Genomic DNA, 19,123 nt, shown 5'->3' on the forward strand with positions numbered 1-19,123 from the left:
TCTCCTCAGCTTTCGGGCGGGGCGCCCCCTTCGGCGGTTCGGCGCGCGATGAAGTCTTGCAGCGCCGCGACCCGGTCCGGGTCCATGGGCGGTGGTTCGAAATTATCCACGATCCCGCGCCAGATGCCAGTGGCACGATGATTGGCATCGACCGCCCCGCGCTCGGTCCAGGCACCGAAGTTCGACCAGTCTCCTACCAGCGGCTCGTAGAACTGGGTCTGATAGCGAGCCATCGTGTGTGCAGCGCCAAAGAAATGGCCCATCGGTGGCACCTCGCGCAGGGCATCCAGCGCGATATCGGCATCGGTGGAGGGCGTGCCCGCGCACAGCTCGGCCACCATTTGCAGCACCTCCAGATCGGTGATGATCTTTTCGTATGAGACGGTCAGTCCACCTTCGAGCCAGCCTGCCGAATGGATCGTCACCGTGGCCCCGGCCAGCAGACAGCCCCAGAGGCCGAACTGCGTCTCGTTGGCGGCCTGGGCGTCGTTGATATTGGCGGCACTTCCCCCGGCGCAGCGCCAGGGCAGGCCGATGCGCCGCGCCAGTTGCCCGGCCACCAGCGAGGCTGTGAAATGCTCGGGCGTGCCAAAGGCAGGGGCGCCCGATTTCATGTCCACATTGCTGGTAAAGGTGCCATAGCAGACCGGCGCGCCGGGCTGCGCCAGCTGGCTGAGCGTGATGGCGGCCAGCGCCTCGGCATGGCTGAGCGTCATGGCGCCCGCCACCGTCACCGGCGCCATCGCCCCCATCAGGGTAAAGGGGGTGATGATCGCCAACTGGCCATGGCGGGCAAAGTCGATCAATCCCTGCGCCATCGGCAGGTCGATGGTGCGCGGGGAATTGGTGTTGATGATCGTGTAACACCAGCTTTGCGCGCGGAACTCGGCATCGGACAGACCCCGAAAGTCGCGGATCATCTCGAACCCGTCCATCACCTGCGGGGTGCCGCGCGCGTAAAGAAAGGGCACCTTGTCAGACTGTGTCAGCTCGACCTCGGTCATCGCCATGTGGCGCAGGTGCATCGGCACGTCCTGCGCCTCGACCAAAGGCGGCACCATGTGCAGCACGTCGAAACTCTGGGTGATCTGCACCAGTTCACGGAAATCGGCGATGGTGCCGGGGCGGCGGCCGCGCGTCAGGTCGGTGGCATGCGGGCAACCGGCACCGGGCTGGAACATCATCCGGCCCAGTTCCATCGTCAGATCCCGTTCAGGTACCGCGCCTTTCATCGCAAAGGAACGCGGCGCGCTGGCCAACGCTGCGGCCACCATGTCACGGCCTATGTAAGCCATCTCACCGTCGATGCGGGCACCGCCCTGCCGGTAGAGATCACGCGCGCCGGGGTGCAGCACCTTGATGCCGAGCTCTTCGAGAACCGTCAGCGACGCCTCGTGCAGCGCCTCGATCCGGTCATCGGAAAAGGCCGCCATCGGCGGAAACGGGTTGCGCAGGTTGCGATAATCGACCTTGCGGGCGGGGGCCGAGGCATCGGCCCGTGCCCGCCTGCCCCGACGCCCCGCGCTCATCCGCGCATCGCCTTGCCCTCGGGGTCATAGGGCGAGGGCGCGATGATCACGGCGGGTCGTTCGACACCCACGACATGCACGCTGACCTGCGTGCCCGGTTGCGCCTTGTCCCTGTCCACCAGCGCCATTGCGAGCGACTTGCCGGTGTAATGGCCATATGCACCCGAGGTGACAAAGCCGATCTGCTTGCCATCGACCCAGACTGGTTCATAACCCGAGGCGTCGGCGTCGGCCGCGTCAACCTCCAGCGTCACCTGCACCCGTGCAGGGCCGTTGCCGTCGCGCTCGGCGATGGCCGCGTCGCGGCCGATGAAATCGCCCTTGTCCCAGGCGATCCAGCGGTCCATGGCGGTCATGCCGGGGGTGCGGTCCTGGGTGAACTCCGCCGACCAGATGCCAAAGCTCTTTTCGATCCGGGTCGAGAGCAGGGCGTTGAAACCGACCTCGCGGATGCCCTCGCCCGCCCCGGCCTCCAGCAGCATCCGGCGCAGCGCGATATGCTCGCCATAGCGGCAGTTGATCTCGTATCCCATCTCGCCGGTGACCGACATGCGGGCAACGCGGGCGCGGACCAGGCCGATGTCAAAGCTGCCGCAGCCCATGAGTTTCAGGTCCGAGATATCCTGTTCGGCCAGTTTCTCGATCACTGCACGCGATCTGGGGCCGACAAGACCGAAACCGCAGATCTCTTCGCCCAGATCACGGACCGACACCTCATCGTCGAGGTGATCGTTGAACCAGCGCATGTGCCAGGCCCGCAGATGGTAGGACCCCATGATCCACCATGTCCCGTCGCCCCAGTTGAGCAGCGTCAGGTCGCCCTTGAGGCGGCCCGTCTCGCTGAGCATCACGGCAAGACGCGCGCGGCCCGGTGCGGGCAGCTTGGTGGCAAAAAGCTTATCCAGCCAAGCTTCGGCGTTGGGTCCCGAGACCTCGAACCGGGAAAAGCCGGTGATGTCCAAAAGACCCACGCCCTTGCGGATTACACGGCATTCCTCGGCCACTATCGGATGCGCGTTCGAGCGTTTCAGCGTCAGGTTCTCGACGAAATTCTCGGACGGCGCAAAGTAGAGCGGCACCTCGAGATCCCAGCTGATGCCCCACCGGCAGCCCGCGGCCGTCATCGCGTCATGCGCCGGGGCCATTTTCAGAGGGCGGCCTGCCGGAAGCTGCTCGTTCGGGTAAGACATGACGAAGCGGCGCGAATAGAACTGGCCGGTGGTTTCGCGGATATAGCGCTTGTTCTGGGCGTAGTCGCCATAGCGCGCCACATCCATCGACATGGCGTCCGCCTCGGGCTCGCCATGGATCATCCATTCGGCCAGCGTCTTGCCGACGCCGCCGCCCTGAAGGAAGCCGGCCATGACCGCGCAGGCCGACCAGTAACCGCGTTTGCCCGGCACCGGGCCGACCAGCGGATTTCCGTCGGGCGAAAAGGTGAAGGCGCCGTTGACCCAGGTCTTGATGCCGACATCCTGGATCGAGGGGTAGCGGGCAAAGCCCAGCATCAGCTCGTTCTCGATCCGGTCGAGCTGTTCCTGGAACAGCTCCTCGCCATAGTTCCACGGCGCGCCGTCCATTGCCCAGTGCTCATGGTTGATCTCGTAGATACCGACCAGAATTCCCTTCTGGTCCTGCCGCATATAGGTAAAGCCTTCGAGGTCGACGGTCATCGGCATTTCGAAATCTGCCGCTGCGACCTCGGGCACCGTATCGGTGATCAGATAGTGGTGTTTCAGCGGCGACAGCGGCAGTTCGACGCCGGCCATGCGCCCCACCTGCTTGGCCCAGAGACCGGCGGCATTGACCACATGCTCGCAGGTGATCGTGCCCTTGTCGGTGACCACCTGCCAGCCATCGGCGGTCTGGACCAGACGCTCGACCTTGGTGTCCTCGTAATACTCCGCGCCGCGCTTGCGGGCGGCGGTGGCATAGGCCTGCACCGTGCCGGTGGTGTCGATGTAACCCTCGCGGTCGGCCCACATCGCGCCCAGAACACCTTCGGTCGACATGATCGGGCAGCGGCGCTGTGCCTCTTCAGGGGTCAGAAGCTCGCAATCGTCGATGCCGATGGACTGAAAGATGCGATAGTTCGCCTGCAACCACTCCCAGCGTTCGGGCGTGCCCGCCAGCGTCAGACCGCCGGTCATGTGCAGCCCGATGTTCTGGCCCGATTCTTTCTCGATCTCGGACAGCAGGTCGATGGTATAGGCCTGCAAGGCCGCCATGTTGGGATCGGCGTTCAGCGCATGAATACCGCCAGCCGCGTGCCAAGAGGAGCCGGACGCCAGCCGCCGCCGCTCCAGCATCACCACATCGGTCCAGCCGAACTTGGCCAGATGATAGAGAACCGAGGCGCCTACCACGCCGCCCCCGATGACCACAACGCGATAATGAGACTTCATCCGGACTCTCCTGATTGGATGTCAGCAGGCTAGTGGCAAGCGGAAAACCTGTCTAGACACTTATGTACAGTACTGAAAATCCCGTTCCAACTTGCCCAAAAACGCCGGATATGTTGAGATTTGCGCGCATTTTATGTTCTGGGATTATCATGACCAAACCTGTGCGATTGTTCTGCATCCTGTTGCTACTTCTGACGTTGACCGCCTGTATCGGCATCGAGAAATACGGCAGCGCGGACTATTACGACCACCTTGTTCCCGAGGAAATCGAGGTGATCATGCCGCCAAACGCCCCCTATATCTCGGAACAGTTCCGCTATGACGGCGAAAAGATCCATCAGGGGATCGACATCTGGGGCAAGCGGGGGACGCCGGTTCTGGCGGCGGCGCCCGGCAAGGTCAGCAAGAGCTTCTACGAGCCTGCCTATGGGCACCGTATCGTCATCGATCATGGCCTGGCGCCGAATGGCGAGCGGCTCTTCACGGTGTACAAGCATCTCGACCAGCGCCTGGCGCGAGAGGGCGATACCTTGGCGCGGGGTCAGCAGATCGCCACCATGGGCGATACCGGCGCTCTGGGCATGCTGGTGCATCTGCATTTCGAGACCATGCGCTGGTCAAAAACCAAGGGTGAAATCTATTACGATCCGCATCTGGTGTGGATGGACGGGGTTGGCCGGGTGACCTGTTTCGAGACCGGCAAGCGTTATGCGGATGAACCGTTCCGCACGACCTATCCGGTGCGGTGCAAGTGACGGCACCCAGCGGTATTCTCCATGTCCGTTTGGGTGTATTCTGGCGGCAGCATTCCGCATCCTGAAACTGGGGGGCTTGATGTTTCGCGACCGGAACGATGCCGGACAGCAACTGTTACACCGACTGCCACCGCTCGACCCAGCCGAGACGGTGGTGATCGCCCTGCCCCGCGGTGGCGTACCGGTGGCCGAGATCATCGCACAGGGGATCCCTGCGCCGCTTGATGTTGTCTTTGTGCGCAAGGTCGGACTGCCGAGCCAAAGGGAATTGGCGGTGGCAGCCGTCACCAATGGGGATAACCCCGTGCTTACGGTCAACGAAGAGGTTGCCCGGCATGCGGGGCTGGATAGCGAACGGATCTGGGTTCTGGCACAAGCGGAGCTGGAGACAATCGCCCGGCGGCGCGCACAGTATCTTGGTACGCGCGCGCGCGTGCCGGTGAAAGACAAGACCGTTGTCGTCGTTGACGATGGCATCGCCACCGGCGCGACGATGCGCGCGTCGCTCAGGTCTCTGCGCAAACGCGGGGCGGCGCGGCTGATCGTGGCGGTTCCCGTCGGACCTGAGGAAACGCTGGTGGAATTGCAGGGCGAGGCAGACGAGATCATCTGTCTTGCAACACCGCGCCCGTTTCGGGCGGTCGGCCTCCATTACCAGAGGTTCGATCAGGTGACGGATGAGGAGGTAATTGCCGCCTTGTCCCGCGCGACGGCGCGTTAGGCGGGGGCTTATTTCTGCGCCGAAGGGCGCGCTTTGATCGCCTCATACCAGGCCTGGGTGGCGGCATGCCCCTCGGGAACGCGCATTTTCACCACCCGTGCGAAATCGACAAAGACAAAGGTCGAGATATCGGCCAGCGTGAAGTGGTCGCAGGCGATGTAGGGGCTATCGGACAGGCGTTCTTCCAGCAGGTCGAAAAACCGCCCGATCCGGTCAAGACCGCGCTGTGCCAGTTCCGGGATCTGGGCATAATTCGACGGCCCGGGGATGGCACGGTCCGCGAAGGCGGGGTGCGAGTTGCGCAGCGCCTCGGCAACGGGCATCCCGCCCTGCTGCTCGGCAATCGCGTTCCACATCATCACCAGACCCTTTTCATCGGCCGTGCGCCCCATCAAAGGCGGCTCGGGAAATTGCGCCTCGAGATAGGCGGCAATTCCCAGATTCTCGGTCAGGATCGTGCCTTCGTCAGTCACCAGAACGGGGATCGTGGCGCGCGGGTTGACGGCCTTGAACGCGGGCAACAACTGTTCGCCCTTGGCGATCGAGATGTCGCGTGTTTCGATCGTCAGCCCTTTTTCGCCGATGAACATGCGGGCGCGGCGCGGGTTCGGCGCGGTGGAGCAATCGTAGAACAGCATGGCGGGCGTCTCCTTCTGGCTTGCGGCAGAATAGGCACGGCGCCGCGCCCGCGCCTAGGGATACGCGCGCGTGACCCTACGGCAGATCACCCCGGCGTTATCCGCGCCGGTAGATGAAACAGCGCCCTTCGACCGCGCCGGGCGGCAGCTGCAGTTCCTCCAGCCCGTCGAAATACATCCGGTCGCTCGACACCATCAACCCGCCAGGTGCCAGGTGCGGTTCGACAAGGGGCGAGACCATGCGCGCGAACTTGTCGTTCTTTTCCCGGTTGTGGCCGCCCAGATCGGCATGGATCAGGCTGGCGACGGGACCTGAGCCGGCCAGCGTGGCGGGAAGCGTCTCGCGGATATCGCCAAGAACCAGCCGGTCATCGGGTGGAGTGGAATCGGGATGCGAGGCGACGGCACGTTCGAAGACAAAAATATCGCGCCCGAATATGTGTTGGGCCAGATGGTGATAGGTCCGACCGTTGCCCAGCCCCAGTTCGTAAACCGGGCCTGCCATCGCCGCGGTCAGCGCGATGGCATGATCCAGGCAGGCTCGCTGCGACACCATTCGGTCGATGAAAAGGTCCAGTCGACTTTGTTCTGTCCCGGTCACGTCTGCTTTTCTCCACTCTGGCACAGGCCTGTGGCACCCGCGCATCCCCTCATGCCAAATTGCTCGGACCAATGGTAGCCGAAGATACACACATTCTGCCATTTTCGTGAGGTCAGTCTTGAAATTGAGGTTTGACGAACCGGCTCCGGTCGCGCGACAGTGCTGATATAAAAAAGATCGCTGGGGGTACTGAAGAGATAATGTCGTTTTCTGGCCAGTCGGGTGGGACACCTGAATGACCCCTTTGTTGTCTGTTGAAAACCTCAGCATCGGCTTTGGCGCTGCGGAACCGGCTGTTCGGGGCGTCAGCTTCGAAGTCATGCCTGGTGAAACCCTGGCATTGGTCGGAGAATCCGGGTCCGGCAAGACGATCTCGTGCCGCGCGGTTCTGCGCATCCTTCCCAAGGCGGCCCAGATTCACACAGGTCGGGTAGCCCTGAACGGCGAAGACGGGACAACGATTTTGTCGGACCTCAGCGAGCGGCAGATGCGCCGAATTCGTGGCAACCGTATCTCAATGATCTTTCAGGAGCCGATGCGTTCGTTGTCGCCGCTGCACAAGATCGGCAACCAGGTCAGCGAGGTTCTATGGCTGCATCGTGGAGCCAGCGAGCGGCAGGCGCGGCGGACCGTCATGGAACAGTTCGAGCGCGTGGGCTTTCCCGACCCCGAACGCGCCTATAACTCCTACCCTTTCGAGCTGTCGGGCGGCATGCGGCAACGAGCGATGATCGCCATGGCGATGGTGGCCAAGCCCGATCTGCTGATTGCGGACGAGCCTACAACGGCGCTGGACGTGACAACACAGGCGCAGGTGCTGGGCCTGATCAAAGATCTTCAGCGTGAAACCGGCATGGCGCTTATCCTGGTTACCCATGACTTGGGCGTGGTGGCGAACATGGCCGAAAAGGTCGTGGTCATGCACAAGGGCCGCATCATGGAAAGCGGTTCCGCTGCCGACATCCTGCGATCACCCGCGCACCCCTATACGCAACAGTTGTTCGATGCGGCCCCGGCCATTCCGGACGCACAGATCGTTGGCTTACCACCGTCACAAGAGGATCTGATCCTTGAGATGAAGGCCGTATCCAAGACCTACACCATGCGGTCGGGACGTGGGTGGAAGGCCGAAAAGCTGATCTATGCCTGTCGCGGAGTCGATTTCAAACTGCCGCGTGGCCGGACATTGGCCATCGTCGGCGAGAGTGGCTCGGGCAAGACCACCGCCGCGCGGATCGCCTTGGGGGCGGAACCGCCGGACCCGGGCGGCGAGGTGCTGTTTTGCACCCAGCCCGGAGCCGAACCGCTAACCGTGCACAAGATGGACCGCGCCCAGCGCACCGCGTTCCAACGTCAGGCGCAAATGGTGTTCCAGGATCCGTTCAGCTCACTCAGCCCGCGCATGCGCATCCAGGATGCCATGACCGAACCGCTGGAGATTCACCAAATCGGCACCCGCGCCGAGCAACGCGAGCGGGCCTCGGAAATGCTGTCGCGGGTGGGGCTGAACCCCGACATGCTGAAACGCTATCCGCACGCGTTTTCCGGAGGCCAGCGTCAACGCCTGTCCATCGCTCGCGCCATGATGCTCGATCCGTCGATGATCGTCTGCGACGAGCCGACCTCGGCGCTGGATGTGTCAGTGCAGGATCAGATTCTGAATTTGCTGGAAGAACTGCAAGAGACATTGAAGCTATCTTACCTGTTCATCAGTCACGACTTGGCCGTGGTTGCCCGCATCGCGGACGAAGTGGCCGTCATGCGCCAGGGGTTGGTTGTCGAACAGGCGCCGCCCGAGACTCTGTTCCACAATCCGCAGCATCCCTATACTAAGGCGCTGATCGCGGCGCAGCCCGAACCGGATATCGACCGCCCCATCAACCTGAAACTGGTCGCGCTTGGCGCAGGGTCCCCGGATACCTGGGCCGAAGCCTTCCGTTTCACCGACTCCGTGATACCCTCGCTGGTGGAACTGGAGCCAGGACACAAGGTACGTTGCCATGTTTGAATTGCCCCGACGATCCTTTTCGCTTGCGTTGACACTGGTGCTTGCCGGGCTGTCATCGGCAGGCGCCCAGTCGCTGCCACCGTTGCAGGAGACAACGTTTTGGGAGCCCGAAGTGCAGGCCGGAGATCTGCCGCCGATCGACCGACGCATTCCCGAGGAACCCTTGATCGTAGATCTCGAAGCCAAGGCGCGGGAATTCGGCACGCAGGGCGGTGTGATGCGCACCATGATCACCCGGTCCAAAGACGTGCGCCAGATGGTGGTTTATGGTTATGCCCGCCTGGTCGGCTACAACGACAAGTACGAGCTGGTCCCGGATATCCTCAAGTCGTTCGAAAACGAAGGTAACCGCAAGTTCACCCTCCATCTGCGCAAGGGTCACAAATGGTCCGATGGCAGTGCCTTTACCTCGGCCGATTTCGAATACTGGTGGAAAGACGTCGCGAACAACCCGCTTCTCAGCCCAGCAGGCCCGCCCGATTTCCTGCTGGTCAAGGGCAAGCCCCCGCGCGTAAGCATTCCCGACGAAACCACAGTGATCTACGAGTGGGACGACCAGAACCCCAGTTTCCTGCAATCCTTCGCACAAGCCAGCCCGCCGTTCATTTATCGGCCCGCCGAATTTCTGAAACAGTATCACGAAGATTATGCCGACCCTGCCAAACTGGCCGCCGAGGTCGAGGACCACAGGGTCAAAAGCTGGGCCGCGCTGCATAACAAGCTGGACAATATGTACCAGTTCGACAACGCGCAGCTGCCGACGCTGCAACCCTGGATCAACGCCAGCGAAGGCAAGAAGATCCGCCACAATTTTGTGCGCAATCCCTACTATCACCGCATCGACGCACGTGGGGTGCAGCTTCCGTATATCGACATTGTCGAGATGGAGATCGTAGCCCCAGGTCTGGTCGCCGCGAAATCCAATGCGGGCGAGGTCGACCTTCAGGGGCGCGGACTTGATTTCCGCGATGCCTCTATCTTGAAGAAGGGCGAGGCGACCGGAAACTACAAAACCGTTCTGTGGCAGACCGGGGTCGCCTCGCAAGTCGCGATCTATCCAAACCTAAACTATGAAGACGATGCTTGGCGTACCGTGTTGCGCGACGTGCGTCTGCGCCGGGCCTTGTCTTTGGCGATTGACCGGGCATCGATCAACCAAGCGCTGTTTTTCAAGCTGGCCAAGCCAGGCGCAATGACAGTGCTGCCCGCTTCGCCCTTCTTCAAGGAAGAGAACCGCAGCGCATGGGCCGCCCATGACCCGGCGCAGGCCAACGCGCTACTGGATGAAATGGGCCTGGACAAGCGGGACGGCAACGGCACCCGCCTGTTGCCCGACGGCCGCCCGATGGAACTGGTGATTGAAACCGCGGGCGAGCGGCAGGAGGTGGAGAACGCCCTTCAGATCGTGACCGACACGTGGCGCGAGATCGGCGTGAAGCTGATCATGCGGCCACTGGACCGGGACATTCTGCGCAACCGTGTTTTTGCCGGAACCACCATGGCGTCGGTCTGGTTCGGTTGGGACAACGGCATTCCGCAGGCCTATACTTCGCCCGCTTATCTTGCACCAACCGACCAAGTCTTTCTGGCCTGGCCGAAATGGGGCCAGTATTACCAGACGGCAGGCCAGGTCGGAGAACCGCCAGACCTGCCGGCGGCCCAGCGCCTGATGGAACTGCTGGCCATGTGGGAAGCCGCAACCGATGATGACCAACGCTCGGCCGCCTGGACCGAAATGCTGGCCATTCACGCCAGCGAAGTCTACGGTATCGGCATACTGGCCGAAGCGCCGCAGCCTATCGTCGTATCCAACCGGATGCGCAACGTGCCCAAGAAAGGCATGTGGGCCTGGGACCCCGGTGCGCATTTCGGTGTGCACCGAATGGATGAATTCTTTGTCGTGGATTGACGGAACCGGCTGAATGGCAATCCTGCGCTACTCGATCTACCGGTTTGGAACCATGCTGCTGACGCTGTTGGTGGTGTCGGTTCTGGTCTTTATCATTATCAACCTACCACCGGGCGACTATCTCTCGAACCAGATCAACGAGCTCAAGGCATCGGGGCAATCCGCCGGTGTGGCCAAGGCCGAATTCCTCAGGAAAGAATACGCGCTCGACCGCGCCCTGTGGGAACAATACATGATCTGGATGGGGTTCATGCCCGGCCCACACGGGTTTTCTGGTATGATCCAGGGCAATTTTGGCTGGTCCTTCGAGTTTGATCGTCCAGTGTCTGAAATTGTCGGCGACAGCCTGTGGCTCACGGTGTTGGTCAACATGGCTGCTGTTGTCTTCGTCTACGCGACGGCGCTGCCTTTGGGGGTGATCGCTGCCGCCAAGGCGCGGACCTGGGCCGACTACACATCGGCTTTCGTGGGCTATCTCGGGCTTGCCACGCCGAACTTCCTGCTGGCACTGATCCTCTACTATTACGGTCGCAAGTACCTCGACATTCCCATCGGCGGGCTGATGGACCCCGCCTTCGAGGGCCAGCCAATGAGCTGGGCCAAGATCCAGTCGGTGCTGGTGCACCTGATCGTTCCGACCATCGTGATCGGCACCGCCGGCGCCTCGGCGATGATGCAGCGGCTGCGCGCCAACATGTTGGATGAGTTAGGTAAACCCTATGTCGAAACCGCCATCGCCAAGGGCATGTCGCCCAGCCGCATGCTGGCCAAGTACCCCCTGCGGGTCGCCTTCAACCCGTTCGTGGCCGATATCGGCAACCTGTTGCCCTCGATGGTCTCGGGTTCGGTTCTGGTCTCGGTGGTGATGGGCTTGCAGACCATCGGCCCGACCCTGCTGACCGCGCTGAAAACCCAGGATATGTTCCTGTCCGGCTTCGTGCTGATGTTCGTGGCCCTGCTGACTCTCATCGGCACCATGATTTCCGATATCCTGCTGGTCATGCTTGACCCGCGCATTCGATACGAGGGGCGCGACGCATGACCGATCTTCCCGACGGGCGCTTTGTCGATGACGCGCCGTACGACCCACAGCAGTCGATTCTGGAGCTGGAACGGCGCGATCTGGATGCGCCCAACTGGCTCTTGGTCTGGCGCAAGTTCCGCACGCACAAGCTGGGCCTGGTTTCGGGCGTCTTTCTGCTCCTCAGTTACCTGTTGCTGCCGTTCATGGGGTTCATCGCCCCCTATTCGCCGAACTATCGGAACGCCGACCACCTCTATGCCCCGCCACAATCCGTGCGCTGGGTACACGAGGGCGAATTCATCGGCCCGTTCATCTATCCGATCACTGCCGAGGCGGACCTGGAAACTTTCCAATGGAAATTCGTCCCTGACGAAAGCAACCCGCTTCGCATTCCGTTCCTGTGCGAGGGCGACAGCTATAAGCTTTTCGGCCTAATTGAAAGCGACACGCACCTGTTCTGCGCACCCGAAGGTGCGACCCTGTTTCTGTGGGGGTCCGACCGGCTGGGCCGCGACGTGTTCAGCCGCATCCTTTATGGCGCGCAGCTTTCGCTGACGGTAGGCCTTATCGGGATATCGGTATCGTTCTTCCTGGGCATCCTGTTCGGCTCGATCGCGGGCTATCTGGGCGGCAAGACCGACTGGCTGATCAACCGGATGATTGAAATCCTGCGCTCGCTGCCGGAGTTGCCGCTGTGGCTGGCACTGTCGGCTGCAGTGCCGTCCAACTGGTCTCCGGTAGCCGTGTTCTTCATCATCTCGGTGATCCTGGGCATCCTCGACTGGCCGGGACTGGCCCGCTCGGTCCGGGCCAAGTTCCTATCCCTGCGCGAAGAGGAGTACGTGCGCGCCGCCGAGATGATGGGTGCCAGTTCGGCCCGCGTCATCCGGCGGCACCTGCTGCCCAACTTCATGTCGCACCTTATCGCCAGCGCCACCCTGTCGATTCCGGCGATGATCCTGGGCGAAACCGCGCTCAGCTTCCTCGGGCTTGGCCTACGGGCGCCGGCAGTCAGCTGGGGGGTGATGCTGAACGACGCGCAGAACCTGGCAAGCATCGAGCTTTATCCTTGGACAGCGATACCGATGCTGCCCATCGTCGTGGTGGTGCTAGCCTTCAACTTCCTGGGCGACGGGTTGCGCGACAGTCTCGATCCCTACAGCTGATCAAGAAACAGACCCACCGGGATCAGCGATCATCTTCCATCATGTCATCCAGCACGTCCTCGTCGATGGCGGCCTGAACCGCCCCGGCAACGGCCTCTTTCTGTGCCGGTGTCAGGTTTTGGGCCTGTTCATCCGCTAGTCGCACGGTGACTTCGCGATGCGCGAATTTCACGCCTTCGCGGGCGAACAGGTGCCGGATTTCTTCGTAAACTTTCTTGCGCACCAGCCATTGATCGCCGGGCTTAGTCATGAACTTGACCCGGATGATCATCGCGGAATCCTGCATCTCGATCACGCCCTGTGACTTGAGCGGCTGGATGAAATTCTCGCCGATCACCGGATCCCTGAGCAATTCCTGCCCGAGGTTCTTGATAAGCTTGCGCACCTTTTCCACGTCGGTGTCATAGGTCACCCGCAGCGGCAGCTTCATGATAACCCAGTCGCGCGAGAAATTCGTCAGCACCTTGATTTCGCCAAAGGGAATAGTGTGCAGCGCTCCCAGGTGATGACGCAGCTGGAAGGACCGGACAGAGATCTTCTCGACAGTGCCTTTCACATCGCCGATGTCGATGTACTCGCCCTTTCGGAACGCATCGTCGAGCAGAAAGAACGCGCCCGAGAAAATGTCACGGACCAGCGTTTGCGAGCCGAAACCTACCGCCAGACCAACCACACCGGCACCGGCAAAAAGCGGGCTGACGTTAATGCCGATCTCCATTAGCGCGATCAGCGCGATGGAGACCACCACCACAGCCAGAATTGCGCCACGGAACAGCGGCAGAAGGGTCGCAAGCCGGCTGGCGCTGGACACACCGCCCTCGTCACCCAGCTCACCTTCGGGGGTGTCCACGGTTTCCTCGGCGATCTTGCTGTCGATCCAGATGCGAAAGAAGTGAAAGACAATATAGCCAAGAAAGATGATGACCATTACGTCCAGCGCCCGGTCCAGCGGCAGGTCGCCGGTCCAATCCATATCCGGGTTCCAGATCAGCACCAGCGCATAGGTGCCAACCACAAATGCAAGGATCCCGGCGACCCGGCGGGCCAGGTCTTCGAAGCTGGCAATCGGATGGTTGCGATGGGTCGAGATGCCCCCCAGCGCGGTCTCGTCTGCCTCGGCCTGCGCCAGGGCTTCGTTCATCTGCTGCACTTTCCGGGTACGGTCGAAATACCGTTCGAGCAGATAGTTCATCGCCCCATAGGTGATGACCACCGACATGAAGATCCCGTAAGTGCCCGCCATCAGCGGCACCGGAATGGGGCGCTCCAGCACCAGGTCAAAGGCCAGCCGCAACCAGCTGTAGCTGACGTAGACTATCACCACCGGCGCCCAGCTGACCGAGACCAGCCGCAACAGCCAGGATACCTCTTCCTTGCTCCGGTTGCCGCGGATCGCATTGGAAATCGCCCGGCCATTGAACAGGACCATCAGCAGGTTGCCCAAGGCGCCCACAGCGGTGAGCGAGCCGTAGACCATCGCATAGACGTTGTAATTCAGCCCGAAATCCGCGACCCAGGTGGAAAACATGACCGTGGAAATGTCATAGGCCGCCAGGGCAGCCGCCCAGATATAGAGCTGCTTGGCATCGCGATCGGAAAACGGCGGCAGCCGGTATTGGCTGAGATAGGGCGACAGCACCATGCGCCACAGATCCGACGCCGTACGGATCAGGAAAAACGCGGTAAAGATGGCGGTGGTGGTGAACTGGATGGACAGGTCTTCCATCCGGCCAAAGACCAGATATCCGATGATAAAGGCAAAGATCATCGCAAACAGGGTCCCGCCGACCCCCATCACGAACCGAAATACGAGGAACGGCATCTTTTCGCGATAGCCGCGCGGCGCCTCCTTGATGCGCGACACCACATAGTTCCGTGCGATCCGCTTGCCATATATCTCGACCGACAACCAACGCCCGATGAGCAGCAGCACCAGATTGATGCCCAACACCTCCAGATAGGTTATAATCCGACCGTCCGGGCTGGTCTGGCGCAGGATGTACTGCACTTCGAAAACCGAATAGGGCATCGCGGCAAGGCGCGATTCCAGCGCCGCTACAAACTCCGACACCCGCGACTGCGCCTTCATCAGCTGCGAGCCGTCGCCCATCGGGTTGGCACTCGCTGCGCTGCCCTCGTCAGGCTGCGCCGCGCCGCTGGCACCGGCCACCCGCCCGGCGCTGTCGATCACGATGACCGAGGCCCCCGCCTCACTCGCCGAGCGGATCGCATCGGCCAGCGCCTGCTCGGACGCGGCAGCTTCGCCTTTGGACGAGGTATAAAGCGAAACCTGCGCTGCCGCCGGCGCGGAGATCACGCCCAGGACACAAAAGCACAACAGGCACAGTCGGAAGATCAGGGATTTCATCAGGCAGGTTCCGGTCTTGGGATTGCCGGAGAGCCTATATAACTGTGGAACCGCGTTCAAACGGCAAGTTTCGGGCAATGATCGTCGCGTCGCGCCCTCTTCGACACCGTCAGACATCAGAATCGTGTTTTCAAGACAGTTTGATTTGACTAGTACGGTGCTGCCTGCGGACCGAGGGAAACCAGAGGGCAGCGACGACCGGAAGCGCCCGGCCGCCGGAATGACAGAAAACGAAAAAACCGGGTAGTCACGCATGGCGCGCCATATCACACAGGACCGCATCGCCGTGCTCGGGTTGGGCTATGTCGGCCTGCCCCTGGCTCTGGGGCTGGCGCGTGCCGGATATCCGACCCTGGGGTTTGACACGGACGCCGCCCATGTGGCCGCCCTGCGGCGTGGCCATGATCGCAACGGCGAGGTATCAGAGGCCTCGCTGGCCGCGACGACCGCGACATTTTCGTGTGACGCATCCGATCTGGGCGACTGCACGGTTTACATCATCGGGGTGCCGACACCGATCACCGATGCCAAGACCCCCGATCTGGACCCGCTGCGGGGCGCCTGCCGGATGATCGCACCACATCTCGCCCCGGGCGACCTGGTGATCGTCGAAAGCACAGTCTATCCCGGCGTCACCGAAGAGGTCTGCGGCCCGGAACTGGCCCGGGGCAGCGGGCTGGAGCTCTATTCCCAGATCAAGCTGGGCTATTCGCCCGAGCGGGTGAACCCCGGCGATGCCGAACATTCGATGGAAAACGTGGTCAAGATCATCTCGGCCCAGGATGCCGAGACGCTGGACCGGGTCGAGGCGATCTATGCCCCGGTGGTCAAGGCAGGCGTGCACCGCGCCAGTTCCATCCGCACCGCCGAGGCCGCCAAGGTGATCGAGAACACTCAGCGCGACCTGAACATCGCGCTGGTCAACGAATTCTCGCTGATCTTCTCGCGCCTCGGCCTCGACACGCTCGAAGTGCTGGAGGCGGCGGGAACCAAGTGGAATTTCCTGCCGTTCAAGCCCGGTCTCGTGGGCGGTCATTGCATCGGTGTCGACCCCTATTACCTGACCTATCGCGCCGAACAGGCGGGTTATCACCCCAAGGTGATCCTGGCCGGGCGCCGCATCAACGACAACATGGGCCGGCATGTGGCGCAGCAGCTGATCAAGGCACTGATCGCGCGCCGGATCGACCCGGGCCGCGCACGCGTGCTGGTTCTGGGCTTCACCTTCAAGGAAAACTGCGCCGACATCCGCAACACCCGCGTCGCCGACATCGTTTCCGAGCTTACGGAATACTCTGTTTCGACAGAAGTGTTTGACCCATGGGTCGATGCAGGTACTGTGCGCAAAGAGTACGGATTGACCCCTGTGACCGCGCCCGGCAATGGTGTCTACGACGCCATTATTGTGGCCGTGGCGCATCGGGAATACCGTGAAATGGGAGCCGCGACCATTGGGGCCTTTGGCCGCCCGGGCGCTGTTTTGTACGATATCAAGGGCGTTTTCCCAAAATCCGACGCTGATCTGAGGCTGTAGACGAAAGCAATGCAGGGCGAGAGCAGAACACATCAGACCGTTCGTGCACCGCGGGTGATGCTCTACAGTCACGACACGTTCGGGCTGGGCCACCTGCGGCGCTGCCGGGCGTTGGCCGCAGCCATCACCAGCGCCGATCCTTCGGCCTCGGCGCTGATCCTGACGGGTTCGCCTGTCGCCGGGCGGTTTACCTTTCCCCGGCGCGTCGACCATGTGCGACTGCCCGGCGTGACCAAACGCTCGGACGGCTCCTATGTCTCGCAGACCATGGGCATGGGAATTGACGATGTGACCAACCTGCGCAGCGACCTGATTTGCAGCGCGGCCAAACGGTATGACCCCGATATCCTGATCGTCGACAAGGAACCGACCGGGTTTCGCGGCGAATTGCGCCCGACGCTGGAAATGCTCCAGGCCAAGGGGCGCGCGCGCCTCGTCCTTGGCCTGCGCGACGTACTGGACGAACCCGAGGTTCTGGCCGCCGAATGGGCCCGCAAGGACGCAGTGACAGCCACCGAACGGTTCTATGACGAGATCTGGGTATACGGCTTGCGCTCGGTCTACGATCCCACAGCCGGGCTGCCGCTGAGCCAGGCGGCACAGGCCCGGATGCATTGGACAGGTTACCTGCGGCGCGACCTTGGACCGGTGGGCACCCCGCCGAAACAACCCTATGTGCTGATCACCCCCGGGGGCGGCGGCGACGGCGAAGCGATGGTCAACCTGGTCATGTCTGCCTATGAGCAGGACCCGGACCTGTCGCCGCGCGCGGTTCTGGTCTATGGCCCGTTCCTGTCCGGCGACACCCGGGCCGAGTTTGAACGGCGTGTCGCGGCCCTCGATGGCCGGGTGACGGCGGTCGGCTTCGAAAGCCAGATCGAGACCCTGTTCGCGGGCGCCGATGGGGTTGTCTGCATGGGCGGCTACAACACGTTTTGCGAGGTCCTGTCCTTTGACAAGCGGGCGGTGATCGTGCCACGCACGGTGCCGCGCCTGGAACAGTGGATCAGGGCCAGCCGGGCCGAGGAGCTGGGGCTTGTCCGCATGCTGGACGAGAGCCGCGACGGGCTGACGGTCGCATCGATGATCCGCGCCATCCGCAACCTGCCCAACCAGCCCTTGCCGAGCCAGGCGATCGGGGACGGGCTGTTGGACGGGCTCGATTATGTGACACGCAGGGTCGATGCCCTGTTGCGCGGGGCCAAGGACCAAGCAGCGGAATGACCGCCGATACCCCGAAACTGGCCGTGCTGGTCAAGGGCTGGCCGCGGCTGTCCGAAACTTTCATCGCGCAGGAACTGGTAGCGTTGGAAGAAGCCGGGCACGTGTTCGAAATCTGGTCGCTGCGCCATCCGACCGATGTGAAACGCCACCCCCTGCACGAGCGGTTGCAGGCCAAGGTGCGTTATCTGCCTGAATACCTGTATCAGGAGCCCGAGCGGGTCTGGCGGGCGCGCGCTGCTGCCCAGGTCCTGCCCGGCTATGCCGAGGCTTACCGCGTGTGGCGGGCCGATCTGGCCCGCGACCGCACGCCCAATCGTATCCGCCGGTTCGGGCAGGCCTGCGTTCTGGCCGCCGAACTGCCACCCTCGACACGCGGGCTATACGCGCATTTCATGCATACCCCCTCGTCCGTCGCGCGCTATGCGGCGATCATGCGCGGCCTGCCCTGGAGCTTCTCGGCCCATGCCAAGGACATCTGGACCTCGCCCGACTGGGAAAAGGCCGAGAAGCTGAGCGCCGACAGCCATGGCGCCGCCTTTGGCGCGACCTGCACCGCGGTCGGGGCCGAACATCTGCGGGCGCTTGCCGACGACCCGAACCGGGTCGATCTGGTCTATCACGGGCTTGACCTGACACGGTTTCCGGCCCCGCCCGAGCGGGGCGCACGCGCGGATGGAGAGCCGTTCAAGATGCTGTCTGTTGGCCGACTGGTGGAGAAAAAGGGTTTTGACCGGCTGATCGCCGCCTTTGCCCTGTTGCCCGCCGGGCTGGACTGGCACTGGGTTCATATCGGGGGGGGCGGCGACAAGGCCGCGCTGGAGGCTCAGGCGCGCGCGGCAGGTGTGGCGGACCGAATCACCTGGCGCGGCGCCTGTGACCAGCCCGAGGTGATCGCGGCCATGCGCACGGCCGACCTCTTCGTGCTGCCCAGCCGCATCGCCGCCGACGGCGACCGTGACGGGTTGCCCAACGTGCTGATGGAAGCCGCCTCGCAACGTCTGCCGATCCTGACCACACCGGTTTCGGCGATCCCCGAATTCATCACCGACGGCGTACATGGCACCCTGACACCGGACACGCCTGAGGCACTGGCCCAGGCGATTGCGACGCTGGCCGCCAATCCGGACAGGGCCGCAGGCATGGCCGGGGCCGCCCTCGCCCGGCTGCTTTCCGATTTCACCATGCCGCCCGGGATTGCCCACCTGTCCCGGCGCCTGACCGCGCTTTGCGACGCAGGCTGA

General features: G+C 62.5%; 14 protein-coding genes. 9 read left to right on the plus strand and 5 right to left on the minus strand.

Going from position 1 to position 19,123, the window contains the following annotated elements; genetic code table 11:
* Positions 1-5: 5 nt before the first annotated feature.
* Positions 6-1,529: a trimethylamine methyltransferase family protein gene (locus OEZ49_RS08205; RefSeq protein ID WP_263387855.1), complete on the minus strand. Its 1,524-nt coding sequence runs from the start codon at positions 1,527-1,529 to the stop codon at positions 6-8.
* Entirely contained in the window at positions 1,526-3,934 is a 2,409-nt protein-coding gene (locus OEZ49_RS08210) for a GcvT family protein (protein WP_263387856.1), read from the minus strand. The genes OEZ49_RS08205 and OEZ49_RS08210 overlap by 4 nt, the downstream gene beginning before the upstream one ends.
* Before the next feature lie 149 nt (positions 3,935-4,083).
* On the opposite strand from OEZ49_RS08210, the gene OEZ49_RS08215 reads away from it, so the two are divergent.
* On the plus strand, positions 4,084-4,689 hold the full coding sequence (locus tag OEZ49_RS08215; RefSeq protein ID WP_263387857.1) for a M23 family metallopeptidase: 606 nt from the start codon (positions 4,084-4,086) through the stop codon (positions 4,687-4,689).
* 79 nt (positions 4,690-4,768) lie between these two features.
* Positions 4,769-5,410, plus strand: coding sequence for a phosphoribosyltransferase (locus tag OEZ49_RS08220; protein ID WP_263387858.1), 642 nt, complete (start codon positions 4,769-4,771; stop codon positions 5,408-5,410).
* A gap of 8 nt (positions 5,411-5,418) precedes the next feature.
* On the opposite strand, the gene OEZ49_RS08225 is transcribed toward OEZ49_RS08220, so the two are convergent.
* Together OEZ49_RS08225 and OEZ49_RS08230 are read right to left on the minus strand one after the other, a co-directional pair.
* Entirely contained in the window at positions 5,419-6,048 is a 630-nt protein-coding gene (locus OEZ49_RS08225) for a glutathione S-transferase family protein (protein WP_263387859.1), read from the minus strand.
* Between the two features lie 97 nt (positions 6,049-6,145).
* Positions 6,146-6,649 (minus strand): class I SAM-dependent methyltransferase, encoded by a 504-nt coding sequence (locus OEZ49_RS08230; RefSeq protein WP_263387860.1) that lies wholly within the window; start codon positions 6,647-6,649, stop codon positions 6,146-6,148.
* A gap of 235 nt (positions 6,650-6,884) precedes the next feature.
* Here OEZ49_RS08230 and OEZ49_RS08235 point away from each other — a divergent pair, with 235 nt between their 5' ends.
* Genes OEZ49_RS08235 through OEZ49_RS08250 form a run of 4 tightly spaced genes read left to right on the plus strand, consistent with a single transcriptional unit; the run spans position 6,885 to position 12,756 of the window.
* Entirely contained in the window at positions 6,885-8,657 is a 1,773-nt protein-coding gene (locus OEZ49_RS08235) for an ABC transporter ATP-binding protein (protein WP_263387861.1), read from the plus strand.
* Positions 8,650-10,566, plus strand: a complete 1,917-nt coding sequence (locus OEZ49_RS08240; RefSeq protein WP_263387862.1) for an ABC transporter substrate-binding protein — start codon at positions 8,650-8,652, stop codon at positions 10,564-10,566. The genes OEZ49_RS08235 and OEZ49_RS08240 overlap by 8 nt, the downstream gene beginning before the upstream one ends.
* Positions 10,567-10,579: 13 nt before the next feature.
* Positions 10,580-11,608: an ABC transporter permease gene (locus OEZ49_RS08245; protein ID WP_263387863.1), complete on the plus strand. Its 1,029-nt coding sequence runs from the start codon at positions 10,580-10,582 to the stop codon at positions 11,606-11,608.
* Entirely contained in the window at positions 11,605-12,756 is a 1,152-nt protein-coding gene (locus tag OEZ49_RS08250) for an ABC transporter permease (RefSeq protein ID WP_263387864.1), read from the plus strand. The genes OEZ49_RS08245 and OEZ49_RS08250 overlap by 4 nt, the downstream gene beginning before the upstream one ends.
* Positions 12,757-12,778: 22 nt before the next feature.
* Here the strand turns inward: OEZ49_RS08250 and OEZ49_RS08255 are convergent, their stop codons facing one another.
* Positions 12,779-15,124, minus strand: a complete 2,346-nt coding sequence (locus OEZ49_RS08255; protein ID WP_263387865.1) for a mechanosensitive ion channel family protein — start codon at positions 15,122-15,124, stop codon at positions 12,779-12,781.
* 253 nt (positions 15,125-15,377) lie between these two features.
* On the opposite strand from OEZ49_RS08255, the gene OEZ49_RS08260 reads away from it, so the two are divergent.
* Genes OEZ49_RS08260 through OEZ49_RS08270 form a run of 3 tightly spaced genes read left to right on the plus strand, consistent with a single transcriptional unit; the run spans position 15,378 to position 19,123 of the window.
* Positions 15,378-16,658 carry a nucleotide sugar dehydrogenase gene (locus OEZ49_RS08260; protein WP_263387866.1) on the plus strand — a complete coding sequence of 427 codons (1,281 nt, stop codon included), beginning with the start codon at positions 15,378-15,380 and terminating at the stop codon, positions 16,656-16,658.
* 9 nt (positions 16,659-16,667) lie between these two features.
* Positions 16,668-17,882: a glycosyltransferase family protein gene (locus tag OEZ49_RS08265; protein WP_263387867.1), complete on the plus strand. Its 1,215-nt coding sequence runs from the start codon at positions 16,668-16,670 to the stop codon at positions 17,880-17,882.
* Positions 17,879-19,123: a glycosyltransferase family 4 protein gene (locus OEZ49_RS08270; protein WP_263387868.1), complete on the plus strand. Its 1,245-nt coding sequence runs from the start codon at positions 17,879-17,881 to the stop codon at positions 19,121-19,123. Before OEZ49_RS08265 ends, OEZ49_RS08270 begins: the two co-directional genes overlap by 4 nt.

This window comes from Ruegeria marisflavi, from assembly GCF_025673445.1.
Taxonomy (GTDB): domain Bacteria; phylum Pseudomonadota; class Alphaproteobacteria; order Rhodobacterales; family Rhodobacteraceae; genus Ruegeria_B; species Ruegeria_B marisflavi.

Excerpts from the sequence above, each read along its gene's own strand:
- OEZ49_RS08205 (WP_263387855.1), bottom strand. The coding sequence starts at position 1,529 with ATGAGCGCGGGGCGTCGGGGCAGGCGGGCACGGGCCGATGCCTCGGCC.
- OEZ49_RS08210 (WP_263387856.1), bottom strand. The coding sequence starts at position 3,934 with ATGAAGTCTCATTATCGCGTTGTGGTCATCGGGGGCGGCGTGGTAGGC.
- OEZ49_RS08215 (WP_263387857.1), top strand. The coding sequence starts at position 4,084 with ATGACCAAACCTGTGCGATTGTTCTGCATCCTGTTGCTACTTCTGACG.
- OEZ49_RS08220 (WP_263387858.1), top strand. The coding sequence starts at position 4,769 with ATGTTTCGCGACCGGAACGATGCCGGACAGCAACTGTTACACCGACTG.
- OEZ49_RS08225 (WP_263387859.1), bottom strand. The coding sequence starts at position 6,048 with ATGCTGTTCTACGATTGCTCCACCGCGCCGAACCCGCGCCGCGCCCGC.
- OEZ49_RS08235 (WP_263387861.1), top strand. The coding sequence starts at position 6,885 with ATGACCCCTTTGTTGTCTGTTGAAAACCTCAGCATCGGCTTTGGCGCT.
- OEZ49_RS08240 (WP_263387862.1), top strand. The coding sequence starts at position 8,650 with ATGTTTGAATTGCCCCGACGATCCTTTTCGCTTGCGTTGACACTGGTG.
- OEZ49_RS08245 (WP_263387863.1), top strand. The coding sequence starts at position 10,580 with ATGGCAATCCTGCGCTACTCGATCTACCGGTTTGGAACCATGCTGCTG.
- OEZ49_RS08250 (WP_263387864.1), top strand. The coding sequence starts at position 11,605 with ATGACCGATCTTCCCGACGGGCGCTTTGTCGATGACGCGCCGTACGAC.
- OEZ49_RS08255 (WP_263387865.1), bottom strand. The coding sequence starts at position 15,124 with ATGAAATCCCTGATCTTCCGACTGTGCCTGTTGTGCTTTTGTGTCCTG.
- OEZ49_RS08260 (WP_263387866.1), top strand. The coding sequence starts at position 15,378 with ATGGCGCGCCATATCACACAGGACCGCATCGCCGTGCTCGGGTTGGGC.
- OEZ49_RS08265 (WP_263387867.1), top strand. The coding sequence starts at position 16,668 with ATGCAGGGCGAGAGCAGAACACATCAGACCGTTCGTGCACCGCGGGTG.
- OEZ49_RS08270 (WP_263387868.1), top strand. The coding sequence starts at position 17,879 with ATGACCGCCGATACCCCGAAACTGGCCGTGCTGGTCAAGGGCTGGCCG.